This window comes from Geomicrobium sp. JCM 19055 (assembly GCF_000698185.1).
In the GTDB taxonomy this organism is placed as follows: Bacteria; Bacillota; Bacilli; order Bacillales; family Marinococcaceae; genus Geomicrobium_A; species Geomicrobium_A sediminis.
The window spans coordinates 361865-386359 of sequence record NZ_BAXL01000001.1 but is presented as its reverse complement, the minus strand read 5'-3'; the positions used below and the strand labels follow the sequence as shown (position 1 = coordinate 386359).

Annotated in this window: 23 protein-coding genes and 8 pseudogenes; 2 read left to right on the top strand and 29 right to left on the bottom strand. The window is 42.8% G+C overall.

Going from position 1 to position 24495, the window contains the following annotated elements; all coding sequences use genetic code 11:
* Positions 1-114: 114 nt before the first annotated feature.
* The 7 genes and pseudogenes from JCM19055_RS02035 to JCM19055_RS26090 form a co-directional block, all read right to left on the bottom strand.
* The gene (locus tag JCM19055_RS02035) at positions 115-366 is read right to left on the bottom strand and encodes an HPr family phosphocarrier protein (protein WP_042358284.1); all 252 of its coding nucleotides are present in this window, start codon (positions 364-366) and stop codon (positions 115-117) included.
* 24 nt (positions 367-390) lie between these two features.
* A pseudogene (gene whiA / locus JCM19055_RS02030) lies at positions 391-1332 on the bottom strand (DNA-binding protein WhiA).
* Between the two features lie 35 nt (positions 1333-1367).
* Entirely contained in the window at positions 1368-2312 is a 945-nt protein-coding gene (yvcK, locus tag JCM19055_RS02025; RefSeq protein ID WP_152549696.1) for a YvcK family protein, read from the bottom strand.
* Positions 2312-3149: pseudogene (gene rapZ, locus JCM19055_RS02020) on the bottom strand (RNase adapter RapZ). The gene yvcK and the pseudogene rapZ overlap by 1 nt, the downstream one beginning before the upstream one ends.
* Positions 3150-3416: 267 nt before the next feature.
* Positions 3417-4379: a thioredoxin-disulfide reductase gene (trxB, locus tag JCM19055_RS02015; protein WP_042358282.1), complete on the bottom strand. Its 963-nt coding sequence runs from the start codon at positions 4377-4379 to the stop codon at positions 3417-3419.
* A gap of 112 nt (positions 4380-4491) precedes the next feature.
* The gene (locus JCM19055_RS02010; RefSeq protein ID WP_152549695.1) at positions 4492-5358 is read right to left on the bottom strand and encodes a tetratricopeptide repeat protein; all 867 of its coding nucleotides are present in this window, start codon (positions 5356-5358) and stop codon (positions 4492-4494) included.
* The gene (locus JCM19055_RS26090; RefSeq protein WP_152549694.1) at positions 5345-5527 is read right to left on the bottom strand and encodes a tetratricopeptide repeat protein; all 183 of its coding nucleotides are present in this window, start codon (positions 5525-5527) and stop codon (positions 5345-5347) included. Before JCM19055_RS26090 ends, JCM19055_RS02010 begins: the two co-directional genes overlap by 14 nt.
* Before the next feature lie 350 nt (positions 5528-5877).
* On the opposite strand from JCM19055_RS26090, the gene JCM19055_RS02005 reads away from it, so the two are divergent.
* Complete coding sequence (locus JCM19055_RS02005; RefSeq protein WP_052365790.1) at positions 5878-6147, top strand: CrcB family protein; 270 nt, start codon at positions 5878-5880, stop codon at positions 6145-6147.
* Positions 6144-6545 carry a CrcB family protein gene (locus tag JCM19055_RS25035; protein WP_081833371.1) on the top strand — a complete coding sequence of 134 codons (402 nt, stop codon included), beginning with the start codon at positions 6144-6146 and terminating at the stop codon, positions 6543-6545. The genes JCM19055_RS02005 and JCM19055_RS25035 overlap by 4 nt, the downstream gene beginning before the upstream one ends.
* On the opposite strand, the gene JCM19055_RS02000 is transcribed toward JCM19055_RS25035, so the two are convergent.
* The 22 genes and pseudogenes from JCM19055_RS02000 to JCM19055_RS01900 all read right to left on the bottom strand — a co-directional run bounded on the left by JCM19055_RS02000 (position 6479) and on the right by JCM19055_RS01900 (position 24495).
* The gene (locus tag JCM19055_RS02000) at positions 6479-7465 is read right to left on the bottom strand and encodes a D-glycerate dehydrogenase (RefSeq protein WP_042358280.1); all 987 of its coding nucleotides are present in this window, start codon (positions 7463-7465) and stop codon (positions 6479-6481) included. The two genes, JCM19055_RS25035 and JCM19055_RS02000, sit on opposite strands and share 67 nt — an antisense overlap.
* A gap of 16 nt (positions 7466-7481) precedes the next feature.
* Complete coding sequence (locus JCM19055_RS01995) at positions 7482-8423, bottom strand: alpha/beta fold hydrolase (protein WP_052365789.1); 942 nt, start codon at positions 8421-8423, stop codon at positions 7482-7484.
* 13 nt (positions 8424-8436) lie between these two features.
* Positions 8437-8700, bottom strand: a complete 264-nt coding sequence (locus JCM19055_RS25030; protein ID WP_081833370.1) for a lysoplasmalogenase — start codon at positions 8698-8700, stop codon at positions 8437-8439.
* Positions 8666-9052 carry a lysoplasmalogenase family protein gene (locus JCM19055_RS22345; RefSeq protein WP_052365788.1) on the bottom strand — a complete coding sequence of 129 codons (387 nt, stop codon included), beginning with the start codon at positions 9050-9052 and terminating at the stop codon, positions 8666-8668. The genes JCM19055_RS25030 and JCM19055_RS22345 overlap by 35 nt, the downstream gene beginning before the upstream one ends.
* Positions 9052-9576, bottom strand: a complete 525-nt coding sequence (locus tag JCM19055_RS01985; protein ID WP_042358278.1) for a GNAT family N-acetyltransferase — start codon at positions 9574-9576, stop codon at positions 9052-9054. Before JCM19055_RS01985 ends, JCM19055_RS22345 begins: the two co-directional genes overlap by 1 nt.
* Before the next feature lie 126 nt (positions 9577-9702).
* Positions 9703-10932 (bottom strand): hypothetical protein, encoded by a 1230-nt coding sequence (locus JCM19055_RS01980; RefSeq protein WP_152549693.1) that lies wholly within the window; start codon positions 10930-10932, stop codon positions 9703-9705.
* Positions 10933-11061: 129 nt separating this feature from the next.
* Positions 11062-12572: pseudogene (gene putP / locus JCM19055_RS01975) on the bottom strand (sodium/proline symporter PutP).
* A 276-nt stretch (positions 12573-12848) separates the two neighbouring features.
* Positions 12849-13472 carry a bifunctional phosphoribosyl-AMP cyclohydrolase/phosphoribosyl-ATP diphosphatase HisIE gene (gene hisIE, locus JCM19055_RS01970; protein ID WP_042358276.1) on the bottom strand — a complete coding sequence of 208 codons (624 nt, stop codon included), beginning with the start codon at positions 13470-13472 and terminating at the stop codon, positions 12849-12851.
* Positions 13469-14227 (bottom strand): imidazole glycerol phosphate synthase subunit HisF, encoded by a 759-nt coding sequence (gene hisF, locus JCM19055_RS01965; RefSeq protein WP_042358275.1) that lies wholly within the window; start codon positions 14225-14227, stop codon positions 13469-13471. The genes hisIE and hisF overlap by 4 nt, the downstream gene beginning before the upstream one ends.
* On the bottom strand, positions 14209-14961 hold the full coding sequence (hisA, locus tag JCM19055_RS01960) for a 1-(5-phosphoribosyl)-5-[(5-phosphoribosylamino)methylideneamino]imidazole-4-carboxamide isomerase (protein WP_042358274.1): 753 nt from the start codon (positions 14959-14961) through the stop codon (positions 14209-14211). Before hisA ends, hisF begins: the two co-directional genes overlap by 19 nt.
* 1 nt (position 14962) lies before the next feature.
* Positions 14963-15597, bottom strand: a pseudogene (hisH, locus tag JCM19055_RS01955) (imidazole glycerol phosphate synthase subunit HisH).
* Between the two features lies 1 nt (position 15598).
* Positions 15599-16189, bottom strand: a complete 591-nt coding sequence (gene hisB, locus JCM19055_RS01950) for an imidazoleglycerol-phosphate dehydratase HisB (protein WP_042358273.1) — start codon at positions 16187-16189, stop codon at positions 15599-15601.
* A pseudogene (hisD, locus tag JCM19055_RS01945) lies at positions 16189-17472 on the bottom strand (histidinol dehydrogenase). Before hisD ends, hisB begins: the two are co-directional and overlap by 1 nt.
* A complete protein-coding gene (gene hisG, locus JCM19055_RS01940; RefSeq protein ID WP_042358272.1) occupies positions 17462-18106 on the bottom strand; it encodes an ATP phosphoribosyltransferase in 645 nt (214 codons plus the stop codon). The pseudogene hisD and the gene hisG overlap by 11 nt, the downstream one beginning before the upstream one ends.
* Positions 18103-19278, bottom strand: a complete 1176-nt coding sequence (locus JCM19055_RS01935) for an ATP phosphoribosyltransferase regulatory subunit (protein ID WP_042358271.1) — start codon at positions 19276-19278, stop codon at positions 18103-18105. Before JCM19055_RS01935 ends, hisG begins: the two co-directional genes overlap by 4 nt.
* Positions 19271-19987 carry a hypothetical protein gene (locus tag JCM19055_RS01930; RefSeq protein WP_042358270.1) on the bottom strand — a complete coding sequence of 239 codons (717 nt, stop codon included), beginning with the start codon at positions 19985-19987 and terminating at the stop codon, positions 19271-19273. The genes JCM19055_RS01935 and JCM19055_RS01930 overlap by 8 nt, the downstream gene beginning before the upstream one ends.
* 46 nt (positions 19988-20033) lie before the next feature.
* A complete protein-coding gene (locus JCM19055_RS01925) occupies positions 20034-20519 on the bottom strand; it encodes a DapH/DapD/GlmU-related protein (RefSeq protein WP_042358269.1) in 486 nt (161 codons plus the stop codon).
* Positions 20520-20521: 2 nt separating this feature from the next.
* Positions 20522-21167: pseudogene (ppaX, locus tag JCM19055_RS01920) on the bottom strand (pyrophosphatase PpaX).
* Positions 21139-22108: pseudogene (locus JCM19055_RS01915) on the bottom strand (nucleoside recognition domain-containing protein). The pseudogenes ppaX and JCM19055_RS01915 overlap by 29 nt, the downstream one beginning before the upstream one ends.
* A gap of 71 nt (positions 22109-22179) precedes the next feature.
* Positions 22180-22945, bottom strand: a pseudogene (lgt, locus tag JCM19055_RS01910) (prolipoprotein diacylglyceryl transferase).
* 101 nt (positions 22946-23046) lie between these two features.
* Positions 23047-23982 carry an HPr(Ser) kinase/phosphatase gene (gene hprK, locus JCM19055_RS01905; RefSeq protein WP_042358268.1) on the bottom strand — a complete coding sequence of 312 codons (936 nt, stop codon included), beginning with the start codon at positions 23980-23982 and terminating at the stop codon, positions 23047-23049.
* A gap of 159 nt (positions 23983-24141) precedes the next feature.
* Positions 24142-24495 carry a phage holin family protein gene (locus tag JCM19055_RS01900; protein ID WP_042358267.1) on the bottom strand — a complete coding sequence of 118 codons (354 nt, stop codon included), beginning with the start codon at positions 24493-24495 and terminating at the stop codon, positions 24142-24144.

Here is a 24495-nt window from a genome sequence, read left to right as displayed (position 1 = left end):
GATGACTCAATATGATTGTTGTGCGAGCTTCTACCGCGAACACTTACAGTATTTAACTTCGACCATCGAAGGCATAAAAAAAATGGCGTAGCCCTTAAGGAGCTACGCCGTTTTCTATTCTGTAACAAACGTTTCTAATGCATCTAATGCTTCGTTTGCATCGTTCCCATCTGCTTTAATTGTAACACTTGTCCCTTTACGTATGGCTAGACTCATGACGCCCATAATGCTTTTGGCGTTCACTTCTTGTCCGTTTTTCTCTAGAAATACGTTCGAGCCGAATCGATTTGCTTCTTGTACAAACAACGCCGCGGGGCGTGCTTGTAAGCCCGTTTTTAAGGAAACAGTCACTTCGCGTTGGATCATTGCCAGTCTTCCTTTCTATAAACGTTATGTTTGCGGAATTTGGATCGGTTCATGATTGCGAATCTTCTCAGCGAGCTCATCGATTTTACGTAGGCGATGGTTAACTCCTGATTTACTTACCTTGCCACTCGGAACCATCTCTCCCAACTCTTTGAGGGTCACATCTTGGTGTTGTACCCGAAGTTCGGCGATTTCACGAATTTTGTGAGGCAAACGCTCTAATCCTACTTCACGATCTAACAACTGAATGTTTCAACTTGTCGTAGTGCTGCACCGACCGTTTTGTTGAGGTTCGCTGTCTCACAGTTCACTAGTCGATTTACTGAGTTTCGCATATCCTTCATAATTCGGACGTCTTCGAAGTAGAGCAACGCTTGATGAGCACCAATAATGTTAAGAAACTCAGTGATCTTCTCGCTTTCTTTGACATAGAGAATAAATCCCTTTTTACGTTCTAACACTTTCGCTTGCAACTCAAACTCTGCCATCAGTTGTTGCAACGCCCGGTTATGCTCTTCGTAAAGCGAGAATATCTCCAGATGATACGATGAAGTGTCAGGGTGATTGACCGATCCCCCGCAAGAAACGCGCCCCGTAAGTATGCACGTTTGCAACATGACTCATTAACGAGTTCTTTTGAGATCGTACGTGTGAACGTAAATCCATCGTTCATGATTTCTGTATCTGCCAATATCTCTTTCACTTGTTCATATAGGCGAACAATATAGACGTTGTTTTTCTTAAGTCTCATCTTTTTGCGAACAACTAGTTCCGCTTTCATATTGCGATAAGATCGCTTTAAGAGCGTATAAATCTTCTAGCAATCGCAGCATTCTCTGTAGAAATGTCTAAAGATAAGCGTCCATTGCTAAATGAAAGGGAGCCGTTCATTCTTATGAGCGCAGCCAACTCTGCCTTTTCACAGCAATGCTCTGAATCGATTTGCGTCAGTTCTTTCTTTGTCATTGCGGCAAAAGAAGACATAGGCGCTCACCACCTTTTTATATTGATAATATTACTTCGGAGATTTTTTTTGCATGATGACGGATGTGTTCGCCATCATCAATCAGAATAAAATCATCTCGAATGACTTGTAACTTAAGTTGAAGTAGTGCTTCTTCATCACACGATACTGCCTCTGCTTGCTCATCTAAATAACGCATAGCTACTTTTTTCGGAATCGGCGCATCGTTGACAATCACATAATCAAAGAGCGCTGTCCCGACGTGTTGATGAATCGCCGTTACATGTTCTGAAGCACTGTAACGTTCTGTTTCTCCAAACTGAGTCATCACATTACAAATGTACATTTTCTTTGCACTTGAACGTTTAATGGCTTCAGAGATTTCAGGGACGAGTAAATTGGGAAGGACACTTGTAAATAGACTACCTGGACCGATGACAATCTTGTCTGCTTCATGAATCGCTTTTAAAGTTTCGGGAAGTGCCTTTGGGTTTTTAGGCTCGATCCAAACATTTGCGATCGGCTTGTTGGCTTTCGGGATGTTGGATTCACCGTGAATTGTTGTACCATCAGTAAGCGTCGCAGAAAGCTCTAAACTGTCATTTGATGCAGGTAACACCTTCCCGCGAACATTCAGTACACGACTTAACTCGGTAATTCCTTGCGCAAAATCACCCGTAATCGATGTCATTCCTGCAAGTAGCAAATTGCCTAGTGAATGACCACTAAGTCCTTCGCCGTTTTTAAAGCGGTGTTGGAACAGCTGTTCAATTAAAGGCTCTACTTCCGCAAGCGCAACCAATACATTTCGTACGTCACCAGGTGGGGGCACGTTCAGTTCTTTTCGTAACCTCCCTGAACTTCCGCCATCATCAGCTACCGTTACGATCGCGGAGATTTCGACATCAAACGTTTTCAAACCTCTTAACAGTACTGCTAGGCCTGTGCCGCCTCCGATCACGACCACCTTTTGCGGGGCCACTATCGTTCTTCTCCCCCGACTTTACGATCGCGGTGACTTCTGTGCACGTTGTATTCTTGTTCGTATAGGTTCGCAAAATGTTCCACTAACGTTACAGATCGATGTTGTCCACCTGTACAACCAATGGCAACAATAAGCTGCGTTTTACCTTCTTGTTTGTATAACGGGAGCATGAACGTAAGTAAATCTTGAAGTTTTGTAATAAAGTTCTTCGTATCGTCCCATTTCAATACATAGTCAGATACGTCTTTATCAAGGCCTGTCATTGGACGAAGTCGATCAATGTAATGCGGGTTCGGTAAGAAGCGTACGTCAAACACTAAATCTGCATCAATCGGTACACCGTGTTTAAATCCAAAACTCATAAAATGAACGGTAAAAGGCTGTTCTTCCGGTGATGAAAATAAACGATTAATTTCTTCACGAAGTTGCTTTGGCTTTAAGTTCGTAGTATCAATTCTGTGTCTTGCCCGACCTTTGATTTCTTCGAGAATCTTACGTTCCTTTTCGATTCCTTCAAGCAATGAACCGTCCGGCGCTAGAGGATGGGAACGCCTCGTCTCTTTATAACGGGAAACGAGCTTCTCATTGTCTGCATCAAGAAAAAGAATATGCGTGTGTAAATTTGCCGTATCTCCAAGCAAGCTCACAGCTGAAAATACTTGTTCAAAAAAACTCTCGTCCACGTAAGTCCATGACGAGTGCCACTCGATTCATTGAACCTGCTTCAATGAGATCTAATAACTTAGGGATTAATGCTGGAGGTAAGTTATCGATACAAAAATAGCCTAAATCCTCTAGGCTTTGAACCGTTACTGTTTTGCCTGCACCTGACATGCCCGTAATGACGACAATTTGAATATCTTCCTTCACAAGATCTCCCCCTATACTGCCACGATCCTTTAACTCTCCCTCTAGTATACATGACAATAACCTTTATGCCCAAAAAAGGCGCAAGGCGATTTCGCCTTGCGCATCAACATATATAAAAGGGGGGTCAATTAACTAACCCCATCATAGCGCATGAGTGTTGCATCGTGATTACAAATCAGTTAAAAGCGAATAACGAAATTATAAAGATTGGGTAACGACCTAGGCGATTGGTCACGAACCTTTGCCAGCTTCCACTTGATTCAACAATTCTTCAACATAATGTTGTGCATTTTGAGCTGCTAAACTGCCATCTCCAGTCGCTGTAACGATTTGACGAAGGGACTTCTCACGAATGTCTCCTGCTGCGTAAATACCTGCCACAGCCGTCTCCATCTCTTCGTTCGTTTCGATGTAACCATCTTCGTTCGTAATCCCAAGATCTTTGACTGCATCATTGAGTGGGAGCATTCCGATGTAAATAAATACACCTTCCGTTTCGTGCTCATACTCTTCACCAGTTTCAACATCAGAAAGTGTCACGCTTTTCACTTTCCCATTTTCACCGTTTACTTCCTTAACAATCGTATTCCATTTAAAATCGATCTTGTCATTTACAAATGCACGTTGCTGCAAAATCTTTTGTGCTCTTAGCTGGTCACGACGATGAACGATTGTTACCTTATTAGCAAAACGCGTCAGGTAAACCGCTTCTTCAACTGCAGAGTCTCCCCCACCAACGACGATGATTTCACGCTCACGGAAGAACGCGCCATCACAAACGGCACAGTAAGACACACCACGACCACCAAGTTCTTTTTCACCAGGAATTCCTAATGCTTTGTACTCCGCACCTGTGGAAACAATCACTGCACGCGCTTTGTACGTCTTACTTCCAGCATGAATCGTCTTGTATTCTTTACCATCTTCGATGGATTTAATGTCTCCGTATGCGTATTCAGCACCGAATTTCTTTGCGTGATCAAACATTTTATTGGAAAGATCTGGACCTAGAATATGGTCATATCCTGGGTAGTTCTCCACGTCTTCAGTGTTTGCCATCTGTCCACCTGGAATTCCTCGTTCAATCATCAATGTCGACATTTCAGCTCTAGACGTGTAAACAGCCGCAGTCATCCCTGCAGGTCCAGCACCTATAATAATGACATCATAGATTTTTTCTATATCCCCTGTCATCCTGCCCACTCCTTTTTCAGTATTCTTTGCGATCTAGTATTTATTATCCTGATATGAGTATATGGGATCTTAGACCTTGTCGTCCATTGATCTGCTTAATCAAGACCGAACGCTAAATCTTGAACCGTTTCACACTGTACTTCTTCATTCGATAACGAACGTTCTTCCCAAGTTTGTAACAACAGTGCGGCCTTTTCATGTCCTGTACGCCTTGCCATCGACCAGAATTTTTTTTCGTTTTTGCATCGTGACCACAATGAAATGCTGCAACTCCGAATCGGTAGAAGAAAACACCTTTTTCTTGGTAAGAATGCTTATGCAAATATTGAAAAGCATGGAGTGCAGCCTCATATTCACCGAGTCGGCAAAGTGTGGCGGCTACTTTGTACATGTGATTTTTATCAATTGGCATCACATCGATTAATTTTTCTTTCCAATAATAAACTTCTTGGTCGTGTCCAGCGTGATCAAGAAGTAATGCAATTTGACATATTGCCGGAACATAAACTTCAACTTGTAAGAGTTCATCAAGAAAATGAATGGCTTCTTCCGTGCGCCCGAGAAGGTGTAATACGCGAGCAAGCTGACTGTAAGCCGCATAATAACTCGGGTTTTCAAAGATCAATTCTCGCAGTTGTTCTTCTGCTTTGAGATAGTTTTGATCTTTAATAAATTGGTTCACTTCTTCAAAACGTAAAATAAACTCATCCGACATTGGAGCATCTAACGATTCATCATCGGAAAACTCATCGCTACCGATGTCTTCAAGATTCAACAGTTGCAATAACTCATCTGTATCTTCGCGGAAGTCTCCATCAGGCATAAGGTTGATATATTTATTCGCAGCGTCTCTTGCGCGATCAAATAAGCCTAAATAGGCATAATTATTAGCGAGAAAGTAATAACAGTCATAGAGCTTGTAATCGATATGTTCAATCACATGTAGTAAAATTTCATTAGAGCGTTCATATTGCCCCATATCCGATAAAACGGCTGCCAGCTGACAATGAAAAACCCCTTCTAGGACGCAAGTCAATGGCACGTTGCAAATAGCGAATCGATCGTTGCCAATCCTTCTTTTGATATGCAACGACTCCTTGTTTAAAGAAGTATTCTGGATTCTGTATAAAAGGGACAACTTGACCCATTGAACAAACCCTCACTCTCGGCTTCACATAAAAAAATGTACTTTGTCAAGGAAGGCACCTTAAAACAAAGCATAACGTTTTGATTATACCATAGATAAGACGCTTTAAAAACCCTCTAAGCCTTTCCAAAAGTTTCTCTTTTGTGGCACTACATCATGAGTTTTTACGGTTTATTTTCCGTGATGCTACTTAAGTTTTTTTGTTACGACTAATTTAGGACGAGTCTAAAGGAGGATTGTTGTGAATAGAGGTCATTGGTATACAATCACAGCCGTTCTTCTAGGAGGCGGAACTGGAAGTGCAGTGCGTTACCTTGCGCTAGAACTGCCTATAAGCCTCACATTGCAACGATGATCGTTAATTTACTTGCAAGCTTTCTACTTGGCATACTTACCGCAACGAAATCACGATTTAAACAGCCGCTATTTGTCGGTCTTGGGGTAGGGTTTTGTGGAGGTTTATCGACCATGTCGACATTCGGTTACGATGTTGTACAAATCTTTCATAAAAGTGTGGCTTTCTTAACGATCTACTTGAGCGTTTCAATCATCGGTGGCATTACGCTTGCCTTTATTGGTTACATGATTGGAAAAAGAATAAACCGAGGTGATAATCATTGAACATTCTAGCCGTGACAATTGGCGGTGCTATCGGGAGTCTTTTGCGTTATTTGCTTGGGCTCACTTTAGCTAAAGCCTTCCAAAACGCGTGTATCCCTGTATCCATGATCGTCGTGAACGCTCTCGGTTCATTTGGCCTTGGTGCATTTATTGCGATTGAACAACTTGCATCAAACTCGTTCATCTATGCAACTATTGCCATCGGCTTTTTTGGCGGTTTTACAACGTTCTCTACGTTCAGTGTCGAAGCACTCGATTTATTCTCACAAAAACGATACGTTCACATGATTGTTTACGTATCGCTCTCGGTCTTGTTAAGCATCGGTTTTTTTTATACTCGGTTACGCGATTTTAGCTCTGGGATAACGTCTCTTGGAACGTTTCCCAATGCTCCTTGAACGACGTTTTCTGCTGCACGCATTTCCATTGCGCGCGTCGTTGCCAACGTTGCTGAACCGATATGCGGGGTCAGCGTAACATTGTCGAGTTGCAAAAATGGATGATCACTCGGCAAAGGCTCCGTTTCAAACACATCAAGTGCCGCTGAGAAGATGTCTTTATTCTTAAGCGCCTGAACGAGTGCTCCCTCATCAATAACAGGGCCTCTAGCACCGTTAATCAATACTGCTGTAGACTTCATGAGCGAAAGCTCGTTTGCCCCAATTAATTTTACAGTTTCATCTGTAAGCGGGACCATAAGAAGTACAAAATCGGCTGTTTTTAGCAACTCTTCAAGCTCTACATACGATGCATCATATTGTTCTTCAATCTTTGGTTTACGAGAACGGTTATGGTAAATGATGTCCATTTCAAACCCCAGCTTTGCACGACGGACAATCTTTTCTCCGATTCGTCCCATCCCTACAATGCCTAGCGTCTTATGGTGAACATCTTGACCGTAAAACGCACTGTCAGGCTCAATTGTCCACTTCCCATTTTTCACGTAATGATGAAGTTCGCCAATTCTCCTTGATGCTGATAGCAAGATTCCGAAGATCAAATCAGCAACTGTATCGTCGAGGACATAAGGAGTGTGAGTTCCGTAGATCCCATGTTTTGAAAGCACATCAACATCAAATTGATCATAGCCGACACTCACTGTACTAATGACTTTTAGTTGGTTCGCATCACGAACGATCTCATCTGTCACTTTCGTTGCTGTCAACATCGCCCCGTCAGCATGTTTTAATTCTTGTTTCAACACCGCTTCAGGCACTTTTTCATTTTCTTCGTTCCAAATTTTATAGTGACAATGCTTTGCAATATAGGCTTCTGTTTCTTTTTCAATTGGATGTCCGATATAGACGTAAGGTTTCATCGTCTCCTCCTTCGACTTAGGCGCTTGTTTGGTGAATGATTTGTTGAAGAACGGTGATGAACTGTTCTTTCTCTTCCACAAATGGTGAATGAGCACTTTCTTCAAAAACGTGAAACTCTTTATAAGGCGCCTCGATCAATTCGTAGAAGCGCTCTGCTTCCAATATGCTCGTTTGAAAGTCATGCCTTCCGTGCAAGATATAAACAGGCAACTCAAAGTTCGGAGTTAATCGCGCCAAATCAGCATGAACCATAAATTCGCCCACTTCTTTATACGTTTGAAAAGAACCAGGGATCACATTAAACTTCTGACGATCTGTATAATGTTTGCTCCGTAAGACATCAACAAAACCTTGCCACGTAGAATAACCAGATCGCTTCATACCACCACGATATTTATTTACGTAACTGAGCACTTGAACGAGCGGACGGCTCGTATGTAACTCTTGATCAAACACAACTTTATTCGCTCGCTTAAGCGCACGTTTATCTTCGCGGTATTGAGCATTTTGTTTCACAAAACGCACGGTATCTTTCGCCGATTCCAAATAGCGACCGATTTGACCGGTTCCGATGTAAGCGTAATAATGTTCAGGGTACTGATGCGCCACTAAACTGCCGACTATACTTCCCCATGAGTGACCGAATAGATAGATCTTTTCTTTTCGCCACTGCTGTTTTAAATGCAACGTCACGTGTACGCAATCTTGAACAAACCGTTCAGGAGAAAGCTCACCTTGTGTTGAACGATTGTAAGACATGCCTGCGCCGCGTTGATCCCAATAACAAACTGTTACATGTTGCAACCAATCTAGTTTCTCACGTGAGATCATCGGATATTCTGAATACCCAGGCCCCCCATGTAGAAACAAAACAATTGGATTGTCTTCATTCGTCCCTTCAATGATCATCCCATGTTCATGACCGTCAATTTCTAAGTACTGTTTGATCGTAAACATCTTCCTCATCCCCTTACAATCGACTTCGAGCAATGCAATACTGCGCCGCATAATACGTCGACATAATTAATATATGAGAACTTGATAATGGTTCAACGAACTTATTCCAAGCAAGAATGCTATCCGAGAGGATAAAAAAAAGAGCGCCAATAATAGCTAATCGATTTCTCGTTTTGATCGCGACAATCCCCATCAGTCCGATTACAATAATATAAAAGAATACAGGTAAAACCAGACCTTGCTCAGTCGTACCGATCAGCGTCGATCCAAAGACCACCCATCGATCCCATGTAAATCGCTATAGCAATAAACGGCCACTTCAACGTTGTATGTTTACGATATTTCCAAAAAGCTGGAATATAAAGCAAATGCCCTAGTAAAAAGATGACCAAACCTGCAAGAAACGAATACGCAATGGCAACGTCAGCGATTGCACAGACAATCAGACCATACATCACCAAGTTCCTTATACCACGTTCACGGATTTTCAAACCATATACAATGATCAACAACATCGGTATAACTTTAAAAACGACGATGATTGTGCTCTGTTCAAAAACATTAGGAATAATAAAGATGTAAAGAAGACCAGTAATCAGGATTAAAAGTGATAACAGGCGAGTGTTCATCACTCACTACTCCGTTTCATGAGAATATCTCTTTGTTGCTCCTCACCGAAATAAAAATAATGCTCATCAAATGCTGTGAAACCGAGACGTTCATACACTTGTTTAGCTCGTAAGTTTTTCTCCCAAACTCCTAACCAGACATACATTTTATTAAGCTCTTTCGCTCGCTGAAACGCAAATTCAAGTAGTGCTCGCCCTATTCCTTGGCCTTGGTTGGAAGACCGTATGTAGATTCGTTCAATCTCCAAGTAGTCCTCTCCAAACGGCTCTGATTGCGCAGCACCAACATTCAGCTTCAGAAGTGCCTGAAACTCATTACCTTCATCAATCACGTAAAATTCAGATTGTTCTTCTTGAAGCTCTAACTCTAGCTTTGAGTAAGCGAAGGCGCGTTCCAAATGACGTTCCAATTGAACTGGTTCATTTTGAGAAGCAAACGTCTCTACAAAAGTATCGATACTCACCGATCGTAACGCCTCTACATCAGATGGCTCACAACGACGCATTGCACTGATCCCTGTCATTTACATCCCCCTTCCATCGATCGTTATGTCGTTACCATTATCTTACTGAACAGCGTCTTTTTGTTCAATGAATTAATTCCTACACGAAAAAAAACTAAGTCGCTAATCTCACGATAGCAACTTAGTTTAATTCCCGGTCATCGTTCCTGCTTGAAAGGCTTCATCACGGAATTTCAGCGATGTTTCTTCCATGTAATTGCGTAAGGCGACCGCTCGTTCGTTGACATTACTACGAATCATCGAACCATTTAGATTAAACTCTTCTTCTAATTGGTCTGTCAATGCACGCAAACGCTCTTGTTCAAGTCTTGTTTCTTCAACCATCTCATCTTGCTGTTCACGTGATTCATCAATGTAAACCATTTGACGATCACGCTCATCCTCCATCCACTCTACTTGCCAATCACGCCATAACTGAATCGTTTCGATAGAAGCAATTTCTATTGTGCGCGTTAACTCTTCAACTGTGGTGACTGGAACGTAATTTCCGTTACCGGCAGTAGCAATGGCTTTTAGATATTCATCTGTCTCTTCTTCAACGTCAAACCCAATTACATTAATAATCGCATCCAACTCGCTCGCTACTTCCTCTGGAACACCATCACAATTGTCTTGATTGGCAGCGATTAAGTAAACGACATTTTTAACAGGCCTATCCTCATCATACGAAGGGAAAATATTTTCAACAGAATTTAGAGCGTGAGCAATTGGTGTTTCGTCATACGACTCGACATGTAGAGATTCTGCCTCTTTTTCGTTAAATAATAAGTCTGAATCCTCATCAACACTCGTCTCACAAGGTTCCTCAACTCGTCCAGAACCGAGTAATTTCAGTGAAACATTCGTATCATCCGGCATGTCCATTAAAAACTCATACAGCAACGGTTCAATTTCACTCGTTGTGAATGCTTCAATATGAGCATCAAAAATCACATGCACATTCATTTGCAGTGCATCTTCTCTTACTTGCGCGCTCGCTTCGACGATATCATCATACACGTCATCTAGTTGACCAAAATACTCGTGATATTCACGATAATCACTCGCAACCAAATCTAACATTTGGTAGTACAACTGCGATTCGGAGACGTCATTTCCAGCTTGCTCGCGTAATATCTTTAACGCTTTTTCTTCATCATTTGGCTCATTGTACAAACTTCCAGGTTCGGCCTGCATCCATTCACTCGGTGAATCTCCTTCAAAGCGTGAGAATTCTCCGAACTCATAGGTCGATTCAATTTGTTCCTCATGTTCTGGTTGTTCTTCTTCAACTGGTTCTTCCTCTTCCAACGTACATGCAGAAAGAAGTACTACGAACATGACTAGGAACCATTTGTTCGTTCGCACCCGATACATCTCTCCTGACCTTAAGAACTAATGCTCAAGTACGATTTTATACGAAAACCACATTAGTTTCCACTCTCTCCCAACTTTTGGTATAAATCATAGAAAAAGAGCCTGTGCGAAATTGCACAGGGTCTCTATTTATCGATAGTATTCACGTTTCTCTTCGTCATATTTTGCCACTTCAACAAAATCGAACTCATCAAGAATTTCTTGCGAAGGTTTTTTTGTTCAACAAACTAACGATCACAATCGCTAGACTTCCAAGTATAAATCCTGGAACGAGCTCATAAAGTTCAAAGATTCCACCTTCAATTAACGACCAGACAATCACTGTAACACCACCGGTTACAATTCCGGCAACAGCGCCCCAGCTCGTCATCCTCCGCCAGAACACACTAAACAACATAACAGGTCCAAACGCTGCACCAAATCCTGCCCAAGCATATTCAACGAGTTCTAACACCGTATTATCAGAATCTAACCCTAAGATCATTGCAATGACCGCAATGAGAATAACACCAAAACGACCGAGCCAAACGAGTTCTTTATCTGACGCTTTCGGTCGAATGAACCCTTTGTAGAAATCTTCTGCTAGCGCACTCGACGACACGAGTAATTGTGAGTCAACCGTACTCATAATCGCTGAAAGAATCGCTGCTAGTAAAAACCCTGCGACCCACGGATTAAAGAGAATTTGACTAAACATAATAAACACAGTTTCATGGTTATCAAGTGGTGTTCCTGCGCCAATCCCGTCAAAATATGCAATCCCCATAATCCCAACAAAAATCGCTCCAAATAATGAAATGACCATCCAAGTCATCCCAACTAACCTTGCGACTGGTACTTCTCGCTCAGAGCGGATTGCCATAAAACGGGTAATTATGTGAGGTTGACCGAAGTAGCCTAACCCCCAACCTAGTAAAGAAATAATTGCAATCAGTGACGTTCCAGCAAATGCATCTAAATATGTAGGATCAATAGAGGCAACCGACGCGACAGCACTGTCCCACGTCCCAATTTCATAAATGGCTACAATTGGTACAACGACTAAAGCAAGTAACATTAATGTCCCTTGAAAGAAGTCTGTATAACTAATCGCTAAAAATCCACCCAAAAACGTATACGATACGATTGCTAACGTACCTACAATGAGCGATAGCTGATAATCCCAACCAAATGTCCCTTCGAACAATATGGCTCCACCAACGAGACCTGACGACGTGTAGAACGTAAAGAATAGAAGAATAAAAAAATGCGGATACAACACGTAGCGTTCTAGACGTATCACGAAATCGTTTCTCCAAGAAGTCCGGTAGTGTAATCGCATCCCCTGATATATGTGTATAGCGACGTAAACGCTTCGCTAAAAACTGCCAGTTTAAGTATGCACCAATTGATAGACCAATCGGTAACCAAATCTCACTCAGACCATTTAAGTAAATTGTTCCTGGTAAAGCAATCAAGATCCAACTACTCATATCCGATGCCCCTGCACTAAGTGCGGCAACCCAACCATTTAAACTTCTCCCACCTAGTACATAATCAGACATACTCGATGTCAGTCGGTAAAAAACAACTCCACATATCGCCATACCAATGATGTACACAATAAAGGTAATCAGGGTAGGAATTTCAATACCACTCATTGAGACTCCCTCCTTCTAAAGCGAATGTAACTAATTGCAGATAAAAGAATGGTTAATGACATTGGAACGAAAAGCCAAAATGCGGTGACCGCAGGCAAACCAAAAATCTCCATACGCACACACCTCTCTTGATCTAGTAAATAAGATTTATATATTAGAAATTTAGCACAACTCTAACTATGACACAATGTTAACGTCGATGCTTAAAAAACGTGTGCACACATAAAAAAGACGACCTTTATGGTCGTCTATAAATTAAACAAACGTTTATTTAACTTATTGATGCCGCTCTCTGAGCGTCTCTAGCACGTCATCAACCGAGATGCCTTGTTCTTCTAGTAAGACGAGCCAATGGAATAGAAAGTCCGCACTTTCCCAACGCATTTCTTCTAGATCACGGTTTTTAGCTGCAATAATAATCTCCGATGCTTCCTCACCGATTTTCTTTAATATTTTATCGATGCCTTCATTAAAAAGATACGTCGTATACGCACCTTCAGGGCGTTCATGCTTTCGCGCTGCAATTGTCTTCTCTAAATCTCGGATGATCGAGAAAGAGTCGTTCGCTTGTGCAACATCCCCCTTAATAAGTGACGAAGTAAAACAACTGTAAGAACCTGTATGACAAGCAGGGCCATGAGGTTCAACGAGTACGACTAAACTGTCTGCGTCACAATCGTACTTTACGTCAGTTACGGTTTGGGTATTGCCAGATGTTGCACCTTTATGCCACAACTCTTCTCGACTTCGACTGTAAAACCACGTTTCTTTCGTCTCGATCGTCTTCTGAAGCGATTCTTTATTCATATAGGCAAGAGTTAGCACTTCTTTACTTCGAGCGTCTTGAACAACGGCAGGAATCAATCCATCGTCGTTAAATCGCAAAGAATCAATCTTCACCTGACCACCACTCCGTTCTCTTTTAACGTCTGTTTCACTTCTTCGACTGACGTTTCTTTGTAATGAAAAATTGATGCCGCAAGCGCTGCATCCGCACCAGCATCTTCAAACACCTCTACAAAGTCTTGTCGGTTCCCTGCCCCACCTGACGCAATGACAGGGACACCGACAACTTCATTAACCGTTCTCGTAAGCGGCAAATCAAAGCCGGTTTTCCGTCCATCTTGGTCCATGCTCGTAAGCAGAATCTCTCCTGCCCCTTGATGAACAGCCTCTTTTACCCAATCCGTAATTTCCCAATCGGTCGGCTTTCTTCCTCCGTGCGTATACACACGCCAAGATTCAAGCGACTCATCCCACTTCGCATCAACAGCGACCACGATGCATTGCGAGCCGAAAAAGTCTGCTCCTTCTCGAATGAGCGCAGGCCTTAGAACCGCTGCAGTGTTTAGGGAAACTTTGTCCGCACCTGCTCTCAAAATTGCCCGCATGTCATCAACACTGTTAATTCCCCCACCAACGGTAAACGGAATGGCGAGCGTTCCCGCAACTTCCTCTACAACGTCAATCATCGTTTTGCGCCCTTCGTGAGAGGCAGAAATATCGAGAAAAACGAGTTCATCTGCACCTTGATCATCGTAAAATGCGGCAAGTTCAACTGGATCACCTGCATCCCTTAAATCAACGAACTGGACGCCTTTTACGACCCGACCTTCTTTCACATCTAAACATGGAATTAATCGTTTTGTGAGCATCTTCGTTCCACCTCGTGAAGTAATGAAGGTAGTTCAATAACGTCTGTGTAGAGCGCCTTTCCGATAATGGCACCCGTTACACCGTACTTACGCAATTCAAGTAAACGATAAATATCCTCGTTTGAAGAAACACCACCAGACGTAATGATGTTCGCCCCACTTTTCTCAGCAAGTTCTTGGTTCGCTTCGACATTCGGTCCTTCCATCATGCCGTCTTTATGAATATCTGTGAAAATAAACGTTTCACAACCTGCTAGTTTCATTTCAGAGGCAAGCACTTCTACACGTGCCTCAGAAGCTTCTAACCAACCATTCACTGCAACATAACCATCTCTTGCATCCAAACCGATTACAATTCTCTTCCCGTATTTGGCGAGCATTTCCTTTGTGAACGCTGGTTCCGCTACGGCGATCGAGCCTAAGATGACACGATTGGCACCTGCGTCTAAATACTGCTTGATGTGTGCTTCTGTTCGAATCCCTCCGCCTACTTGCACTAGTAGGTTCGTCGATTCAATCACAGCCTTTATCGATTCAAAATTCACAGGCTCCTTTTGTTTCGCACCATCTAGATCAACGACGTGTACATAGCGGCTTCCTTCACTTTCGAATTGTTTTGCAACGTGCACTGGAGAGTCGTGATACACCGTTTCCTCATTGTAATCCCCTTGCTTTAAGCGAACACAATTGCCTCCACGAATGTCGATGGCTGGATAAATAGAAAATGTCGTCACTTTACTCTCTCCTTTCCGCTACATAACGAATGTAATTGTTCAGCATACTCATCCCGAGCGTACTGCTCTTTTCTGGGTGAAATTGGGTACCAAACACGTGGTGTTTGCCGACGACTGCCGGAACATCCCCGTCATAATCTGCCGTTGCCACAACTACATCACTCGTATTTGCATGCACAACGTAAGAATGTACGAAATAAACATGACCTGGTTCAGTTTCGTCTACGATTGGATGCTCTGGTTGCAAATAACGCAATTGATTCCACCCCATATGCGGCACTTATAGCGATTTCCGGCTCTCGTCTTACCTGTAAATCGCTTCACGTGACCTGAGAGAAACCCTAATCCTTCGGTATGGCCATGTTCCTCACTACTTTGGAATAATAGTTGCATACCAAGACAAATGCCAAGTAAGGGCTTTTCTTCTTCGACCCATTGCTTTAAGAACGAAGAAAGGCCACTCTCATTCAAAATCTCCATGGCATCTTTAAACGCTCCAACACCTGGTAAAATCAGACCGTCGCACGACTGCAGTTTCTCTTTGTTATCACTAACGATGTACGTTGCACCGAGTCGCTCCAATGCTTTAGAAACACTATGTAAATTACCCATGCCATAATCTACAATTCCAATCATTTTAGAGCATCCCTTTCGTTGAAGGAATTCCTTTTACCCGTGGATCAAGACTTACCGCTTCTCGCAACGCACGTCCAAGCGCCTTAAAAATTGCTTCGATAATATGATGAGTATTCCAGCCATAATGAACATTTACGTGAACGTTCATCCGCGCTTCAATTGCGAGCTTCGCAAGGAATTCTCGAACGAGTTCTGTATCAAATTGACCGACTTTTGCATGTGGCAACTCGACACGCCACTCTAAATGAGGACGATTACTTAAATCAATGACAACGTGCGCGAGCGCATCGTCCATCGGAACAAAAGCGTCACCATAACGTCTAATGCCCTCTTTATTACCGAGTGCTTCTTTTAACGCCACGCCTAAACAAATTCCGATATCCTCCGTTGAATGATGGTCATCTACCTCGGTATCACCGCTTGCTTTAACATCCAAGTCGAACTGTCCATGCTTTCGGAATAAGTCGAGCATGTGAGTTAGAAACGGCACTGGCGTCTCGAGGCTCCCATTCCCTTCTCCATCTAGATTCAACGATAATGAGATGGCTGTTTCTCCTGTGTTCCTCTCAACTCCACCTTTACGCGCTGTCATTAGACCTCTCCTTCTTTCGTACGAATCTCGACCGCTCTTGCGTGTGCTTCTAGGCCTTCTTCACGAGCAAATGACGCTATCAAAGGTCCATTTTGATCTAACGCTTGTTTACTATAAGAAATGATGCTCGATTTCTTCGTAAAATCACTCACGTTCAACGGACTAGAAAAACGCGCCGTGCCATTCGTTGGCAACACGTGGTTCGTTCCAGCGAAATAATCACCGACCGACTCCGCGCTATATTCACCTAAGAAAATTGCACCCGCATGCTTAATTTTCCCGAGGAGTAAGTACGGATCTTTCGTCATGACTTCCAGATGTTCAGGAGCTAGTTGATTGACGACTTCAACTGCCTCAGCCAACGTTTCTGCTACATAAACTGCACCATAACGTTCAATAGAACGACGTGCAATCGCCTCTCTTGGCAACTGCTGAAGTTGCCGTTCAACTTCATCTCGGATGTTTTCTGCCAATGAATTAGACGTCGTTACAGCGATTGCTGATGCTCGTTCATCGTGTTCTGCTTGAGAAAGAAGATCAGCAGCAACATAAGACGGATTCGCGGATTCATCGCATAAAACGACGATTTCACTGGGACCCGCAATCATATCAATATCAACGTGTCCAAAAACTTCCCGCTTCGCAGCAGCAACGAATACATTCCCTGGCCCAACAATCTTGTCTACAGCTTCTAACGTCTTTGTTCCATAAGCCAGTGCCGCTACTGCCTGCGCGCCACCTGCTTTGTAAATGTGTTTTACCCCTAGCTCATGTGCGGTTACGAGTACGGCAGGATGCAGTTTCCCTTCTGCATTTGGCGGCGAGACCATAACAATGCGTTCAACTTTGGCAACTTGAGCTGGGATCACATTCATGAGAATGGTAGATGGGTACACGGCCGTTCCTCCCGGAACATACACCCCGACCGAGTCAAGCGGTGTAATTTTTTTTGACCGAGAATCGTGCCATCGTCTTTTGTCATCATCCACGTTTGTTCCAGCTGACGTGCGTGGTACTCTCGAATGTTTTCAGCAGCTTGACGGATGGCACGTAGCACGTCTTTATTTACGTGTTCATAAGCCGCTTGCTTTTCTTCTTCGGTAACAAAAAAAGGAAGAGAGATCCGCACCATCGTACGTTTTCGTATAATGCGAAACGGCCTCATCACCACGTTGTTTCACGTCTGACAAAATTTCTTTCACGCTTGACTGAACATTTGAATCAATCATTTCCACACTGCGGCGTAGGCTTTTCAGTTCACCTTTTACGTGTTCAATTCTCACGACTCTCCCCCTCTACAATTTGAGATAAACGCTCAACAATTTCATCAATTCGCTGATCTTTCATGCGGTAGCTCACTGGATTTACAATCAACCGTGACGTTACTGCTTCAATCGTCTCAAGTTCTACGAGTCCGTTTTCTTTTAGAGTCTGTCCTGTCGAAACGATATCTACAATTCGATCTGCTAAGCCGATCAGTGGTGCAAGTTCGATCGATCCATTTAACGTGATCACTTCCACTTGCTCACCTTGTTCTTTGAAATATTGCGTCGCTACGTTCGGATACTTCGTGGCGACCTTTGGGGCTACTTGCTCTCGCCTTTCACCCGGCAACCCTGCAACGGCTAAATAACAAGCACTAATGTTTAAATCAAGCACTTCATAGACATCTCGTTGTTCTTCCATAAGAACATCTTTACCAGCAACACCAATGTCAGCAACACCGTGCTCAACATACGTTGCTACATCCATCGGTTTCGCTAAGAAAAACTTCATACCCGCTTCTGGCGCCTCGACAATCAGCTTCCGACCAAACGAAAAATCATCGGGCAGTGGGTAGTTTGCTTTTCTTAGCAGTGCTGCTGCTTCTTCAAAGATTCTTCCCTTTGGCATCGCAATGGTTATCCATTCATTCATGATGCACTGCCTCCGATTCGCTGAATGACGTGTGTGAATGTTGAGGTGTATGTGTCTAAGTCTTCAATGCCAGTAACATGCTGAATCACAACACATTTGCCTGACTCTCGTAGTTGCTTTGCTTCATCAACCGCTTCTTTTTGTCGCTCTTTACTAAATAAGATTAGCGTTCGTTCTTGGTTCAATGGGCGGTCAATATGATTCAATGCTTCCAATAAGCGATCCATTCGAATTCCAAAGCCAGTAGCGCTTGCTTGACGACCAAACTTCGGCACGAGCTCGTCATACCGACCCCCACTCGCAAGTGGAAAACCTAATTCCTTACCATAGCTTTCAAACACAACGCCTGTGTAGTAATCGATGTGTAGCACAACATTCAAATCAATGTTCATGTATGTACTAACACCGTAACTTTCGAGAACATTCCACACTTCTTGTACTTCTTGCAATGCACGCAGTGCATCAGAGCTCGAGACGAGCTCCTTTGCAGTCTCTAACATATCTGGACCACCACGCAATGAAAGCAGTTGCTCTAGTCGATTTTTATCTAGTGCGGAAATCGGCAACTTTCTGACATATCGCTTGAAACCAACGTAATTTTTTTCAAATAAGAACTGCTTAAGCGCATGAACATGATCCCCACTGCCGACAACTTCCGTGAACAACGCATTCATGAAACCGATATGTCCGAAAGCAAGGCGAAAGTGACGTAGTCCCGTCTTCTCAAAAGCGGAAATAAGCAACGCCATAATTTCTCCATCTGCGCTTACCGTCTGATCACCAATCAACTCAACACCATATTGCTCAAACTCCGCAGGTTTCCCCTCGTGTTCTTGTGTACGGTAAAGTGCTGTATTATAAGCAAGGCGTAACGGCAACGGTTCGTCTTTTAAGCTAGAACTCACGACTCTTGCAATCGGAGCTGTCATATCTGGCCTTAAAACGAGCGTTCTTCCTTGTCTGTCCATGAGCTTAAAAAGCTTCGCATCGTGAATGGCTGACGCGGCACCGACGGTGTCATAATACTCCAACGCAGGCGTATGTAAGGTTTGGTATCCCCATAAACGAACTTCTTCTGCAATTTGAGAAGTCACTTCTTCATTTCGATCATAAAGGAGCGGAAGAGTGTCTTTCATTCCAAGAGGCTTCTCAAACATAAAAGGGCTAGACATAACTCAATCCCCCAATTTTAACGTTTTTTACTTTAACTTGGTAGAGTGATAATGAATTAAAGATACTGATGAGTTTACACGCTCCACATTCATCCGTCAACCGATAATCGAATGTACTCGTTACCTGAGTCAGAATCATAAGAAAATTATACACGAAATTCAACCCCATAATAAAAAAAGAACGACACATATGTCGTTCTTTCCTGTCTATGCTGCAGCTTCTTCTTCGAGCGGCATGTTGTTTCGAATGAAAAACACAAAGATCGGTGCCAACATTCCAAGTGTAACAATCGTAAATACGAATAACACAACGTACTGATCTGAATATTTCTTGTAAAGATGGAAGGACGCATAGATTGTAAATCCGACTGAAGCTAACGAAATAGGTAGCGCCAAGAAACCAATAAGTGGCATAACTCCAGCGATGATACCGAGGAAAAAAATTCGCCGCTAACAAAGAAGCGAGAATCCAAGGAATCCCTTCTCGCATCCCACCTGTCAATCGACTCTGAACGAGAACACCGAGTAAATAATACTGTGCAATTGGAATAAACGCTAACCAAGAAAGTTCAATATTTTGATTTTCAGCCATGCGATACAACCCAAATGCCATAAAGAAATACATTACAATAGCAAAAAGGAACATAAAAACAATAAAAATACCCATAAATGCAAGAATAGCTAGAAAGAAACCATCTTCTGCTGCCAATTCGAACACCTCCTTATTCTATGTACGATGCAAGGGGCCAAAGGTTTCAAGAACGTTTGATCACTTGCATCGGATTGCCACCAACAAATGCGCCAGCAGGTACGTCTTTATGAACGAGTGTTGCTGCTGAAACGACAGCGCCGTCTCCAATCGTCACACCGGGCAAGATGAGCGATTGTGCGCCAATCATGACGTTACTACCGATGTTTACGTCACCGAGTCGGTATTCATTCGTCAAATATTCATGAGCCAAAATCGTCGTATTAAAACCGATAATCGTATTACTACCAACAGAAATTCGTTCTGGATACATGACATCCGGCGTTACTTTTAGTGCAAATGACGTTTTGGCTCCAACATCCATTTTTAGCAAATGGCGATACATCCAATTTTTCACACGTAAAAACGGTGTAATACGACTAACCTCAATGACGATGAAGTTCTTCGCCACCTTCCAAAACGACACCGTCTTATACATATGCCATAACGAGTTGTCCTTATTAACCTCGAAACGTTCTGTATTTCGAGGCATAATTAGTCTGCTCCTACAATGTGTAGCAGATCTCGCATATCTTCTAAAATGTAATCAGGATAAAGTGAGCGGACTTCTTCTAGTCCACGAACGGCCCATCCGACTGCCGCTGTTTGAGTACCTGCACGCTTTCCTCCATCGATGTCGTGAGTATTATCCCCAACCATGATCGTTTGTTCTGGAGTGCTACCGAGCTGTGTCATCGCTTTTTTTAATTGGTTCTGGGTGCGGTTTGACATTCTCTACATCATCAAACGTTACGATCGTTGAGAAGTAAGGTTTTAAACCTGTAATCTCCAAACCGCGCTCAGTTGTGGGACGGCGCTTCGTTGTCACAACACCGAGCTTATACCCTTTGTCAAAAAGTTGAGCAACGGCTTCACGAACACCTTCATATTCGCGAAGCAACTGATCGTGATGCAAATGATTATGTTCAATGTACATTTCAATCATATCGTTCGCCAAACTAGGGTTTAGGCGAGTGAACGTCTCATCAAGTGACGGGCCAATAAACGGCAAAATATCCGCTCGTTTGTATTGCCCTGGATAATATTCTCCAAGTGTGTGTTCAAACGATGCGATAATAAGTTCGTTCGTGTCAATAAGCGTTCCATCTAAATCAAAAAGCACTGTATCGACCGTTTTCATGAATGATCTCCTCCTTAGACGCTTGCTTCTTCTCTGATCGATTCCAGAAATAAGCGACAATCATCGTTAAAAGAATCGCTGTTACAAGTCTAATCGCGAGTAACGGTAACACGGGGATCCCTAACGGAATAAAAATGAGCGTATCTTCCACAATCGCGTGACATGCTACAAGAAAGATTACGACAAGGTAGACGTCTTTCTTTTTTACCCCATTTTTCTTTACTTCTTCTACCATAACACCTGCGCCTAACGCTAGACCAAAAAACAGCCCTGATGCAAGTGTCGTTGATGTGTTCGGCGCAATGCCTAACATCTTCGTAAACGGTAGCATTTTACGTGAGAACCAATCTAGCAAATGTAAATCTCTCATCACTTCAATGAGTAGCATAATCGGAAAAACAAATAAAGCGAGTTGCATAATGCCAAGGCTTGCTGCGATAAGTCCGTCTGCAACAATTCCTAAAGCCCCACTAGGCTCAGCCGCAACATTTGCCTCAAAAAAAGCCATATTGTGCAAGTTCTCCTCCACCGTTCCAAAACCAGTTGATCATGAGTGCGGAAAAAATCGCAAGACCAATTCGCACACTTAAAATCACTGAAATTCGGACACCAAGCTTCGCAGCAACTGCTGATTCTACGATCAAGTTATGGCTAAATGACAGCATGACAGCAAGAATAAAAACTTCCTTCACAGTAAGGTCTAACGACAGAATTGCACCAATTCCCGCATACAGGTTTAAAAAGTTGCCTAGAACGAGTGGGATTGCCGCTTCCCCAGGCAAACCAAGCCAACCCATCACTGGTGCAATTTGACGTGCAATCCAATCCAACACAGGCGTATGTGAAAGCACTGTAATGAGGAACGTGATCGGGAAAATAATTTTTGCTAACATCCAAGTTGTTTTAATACCCGACCTTAGGCCGTTTTTCAACGTCTTCATACGCTCCCCCAAGGGTATTCTATTTTTTAAACTGCTTTACCTCATAATTCATCTCTTTCAATGAGCACTCGTTATTTTTTCTTTGTGTTCTTCAATTTTTTCTTCGGTTCGTCATCTAAATATCTTATGTCGGATTGCCCTGTTTTTCGGCGGTAAATGATCAGTACAATCGCACCGACAATGAGTACGATCGAGATTACTTGTGCCGTGCGTAGTAAATCAAAGATCATTAGACTATCTGTTCTAAGACCTTCGATAAAGAGTCGACCGAATGAATACCAAATAACATACGTTAAGAATAGCTCACCACGGCGAAGGTTTACTCGACGCAAGTAAAGCAAGATCGCTACACCTAACAAGCTCCAAAGTGATTCATATAAAAACGTCGGGTGATAGTACGTACCATTGATGTACATTTGATTAATGATGAACTCCGGAAGCATAAGGTTTTCAAGAAACTGGCGAGAAACTTCTCCACCATGTGCCTCTTGGTTCATAAAGTTACCCCAACGGCCGATCGCTTGCCCGAGCAAAATACTCGGTGCTGTAATGTCGCTAACTTCCAAAAAGAAACGCCACGCTTTTTCGCAAAAACAATTGCAGTTATGACGGCTCCAATAAGCCCCCCATGAATTGCAAGTCCACCTTCCCAAATCGCAATGATTTGACCAGGGTTTTCCAAATAATAATCGAGCCTAAATAAAACGTAGTAAAGTCTGGCACTGACAATTGCAATCGGCACAGCCAAATGAGCAAGTCCAAAATCAAATCTTTCGGTAAACCACGACGCTTTGCTTCTTGATTTGCCAATAGGTAACCTAGAAAACCACCAAGCATGATAATTAATCCATACCAATAAATTGGCCAGCCAAAAATCTCAATAGCAACGGGGTTTAAAGGTTGCACGGATAAAAACATCTTACTGTCACCTCTTTCAATTACAATTCTTCTTTATCGTAATCTTCAATAACATCCATTAGTTTGTTCGAAAATTCTTGAGCAGCATTAATCCCCATCCGCTTCAATCGGAAGTTCATCGCTGCAACTTCTACAATTACCGCCAAGTTCCGTCCAGGACGAACAGGAATCGTATATTTCGGTATTTCACTTTCAAGGATCTGTAATTTTTCTTCATCAATACCTAAGCGGTCATACGCTTTCTTTTCATCCCAAAGTTCTAAATGGACATTTAGTGTAATGCGCTTAAATGGTCGCACCGCTCCAGCGCCGAACAAGGTCATTACGTCTATAATCCCTAAACCCCGGATTTCAAGTAGGTGGCGAATGAGTTCAGGTGCTTGTCCCATCAATGTGTCCGCATGTTGTTGACTAATTTCAACGGAATCATCAGCAACAAGTCGATGACCACGTCGTACGAGGTCAAGAGCCGTTTCACTCTTACCTACTCCACTTGCCCCAGTGATTAAAACACCAATTCCATATATGTCTACAAGAACACCATGTACAGCTGTCGTATCGGCTAACTGCGCTTCTAGAAAGTTTGTAATCATACTGATGAGACGTGTCGTTGTCATATCTGCACGCATGATTGGTACGCCTGAAGCTTCAGCGGCTTCCATCAATTCAGGTGGAGCTTCTAATCCTCTTGAAATAATGACACCTGGCGTGTTCGGTGTACATAACTTTTGCATTCTTTCTGTACGTTGCTGATCGGTAAGTCGCTCTAAAAACGTTAACTCTGTACGCCCTAGCAACTGTAACCGTCGCCGCGGATAATATGTAAAGAAACCGGCCATTTCCATTCCCGGTCGAGATATATCACTCGTCGTAATCGGTCGATAAATGCCATCTTCTCCACCGAGTAACTCCATGGAGAATCGATCGATTAAACTTTTCGCAGTGACTTTTGACATCGTCACACCTCCGAAACTATCCATTATCTTTTTGCAGATCCTATCTATTGTAGCATGAAAGAACTTCAAGATGAATGTCAGACGTCTGGCAACCCTTTTGTAAGCATACGTACACCAAAAAGAGACCTTGGCTATCCTTCTGCCAAGGTCCCTTTTCAATTAAGAAGTAAAAGGTTTAGAAATTAGATTGAGCAATGCGTTAATTAACGCCATAACGACAGCAGCTAAAATCGCTGTACCGAAGTGGTCAATTACAAAGGCATCTCCCATCAAAAACGAGATAAAGTAGAGCAAAAAGGCATTAATAATAAAGATAAAAATACCTAATGTCAAAACTGTCACCGGGAGCGTAAGTACGACTAAGATTGGACGTACAAGCGTATTGGCAAGACCAAGTAAAATGGCAGCAATAAACGCTGAACCCCATCCACTTAATTCAAACCCATCAAAAATCAATCCTGTAATTAACAACACTGCTGCATTTACTACAATATAAAAGAAACATCCGAGCAT

Bases quoted from the DNA above. Each gene is read 5' to 3' on its own strand.
- hisB (WP_042358273.1), bottom strand. From the start codon at position 16,189: ATGACAGCGCGTAAAGGTGGAGTTGAGAGGAACACAGGAGAAACAGCC.
- JCM19055_RS01900 (WP_042358267.1), bottom strand. From the start codon at position 24,495: ATGCTCGGATGTTTCTTTTATATTGTAGTAAATGCAGCAGTGTTGTTA.
- JCM19055_RS02005 (WP_052365790.1), top strand. From the start codon at position 5,878: ATGATCGTTAATTTACTTGCAAGCTTTCTACTTGGCATACTTACCGCA.
- JCM19055_RS01995 (WP_052365789.1), bottom strand. From the start codon at position 8,423: ATGTTTACGATCAAACAGTACTTAGAAATTGACGGTCATGAACATGGG.
- JCM19055_RS22345 (WP_052365788.1), bottom strand. From the start codon at position 9,052: ATGAACACTCGCCTGTTATCACTTTTAATCCTGATTACTGGTCTTCTT.
- hisG (WP_042358272.1), bottom strand. From the start codon at position 18,106: ATGAATGAATGGATAACCATTGCGATGCCAAAGGGAAGAATCTTTGAA.
- hisF (WP_042358275.1), bottom strand. From the start codon at position 14,227: ATGCTCACAAAACGATTAATTCCATGTTTAGATGTGAAAGAAGGTCGG.
- JCM19055_RS01985 (WP_042358278.1), bottom strand. From the start codon at position 9,576: ATGACAGGGATCAGTGCAATGCGTCGTTGTGAGCCATCTGATGTAGAG.
- hprK (WP_042358268.1), bottom strand. From the start codon at position 23,982: ATGTCAAAAGTCACTGCGAAAAGTTTAATCGATCGATTCTCCATGGAG.
- JCM19055_RS01925 (WP_042358269.1), bottom strand. From the start codon at position 20,519: ATGCCTCGAAATACAGAACGTTTCGAGGTTAATAAGGACAACTCGTTA.
- JCM19055_RS01980 (WP_152549693.1), bottom strand. From the start codon at position 10,932: ATGTATCGGGTGCGAACGAACAAATGGTTCCTAGTCATGTTCGTAGTA.
- JCM19055_RS02000 (WP_042358280.1), bottom strand. From the start codon at position 7,465: ATGAAACCTTACGTCTATATCGGACATCCAATTGAAAAAGAAACAGAA.
- JCM19055_RS01935 (WP_042358271.1), bottom strand. From the start codon at position 19,278: ATGTCTAGCCCTTTTATGTTTGAGAAGCCTCTTGGAATGAAAGACACT.
- trxB (WP_042358282.1), bottom strand. From the start codon at position 4,379: ATGACAGGGGATATAGAAAAAATCTATGATGTCATTATTATAGGTGCT.
- JCM19055_RS02035 (WP_042358284.1), bottom strand. From the start codon at position 366: ATGATCCAACGCGAAGTGACTGTTTCCTTAAAAACGGGCTTACAAGCA.
- JCM19055_RS02010 (WP_152549695.1), bottom strand. From the start codon at position 5,358: ATGGGGCAATATGAACGCTCTAATGAAATTTTACTACATGTGATTGAA.
- JCM19055_RS26090 (WP_152549694.1), bottom strand. From the start codon at position 5,527: ATGGGTCAAGTTGTCCCTTTTATACAGAATCCAGAATACTTCTTTAAA.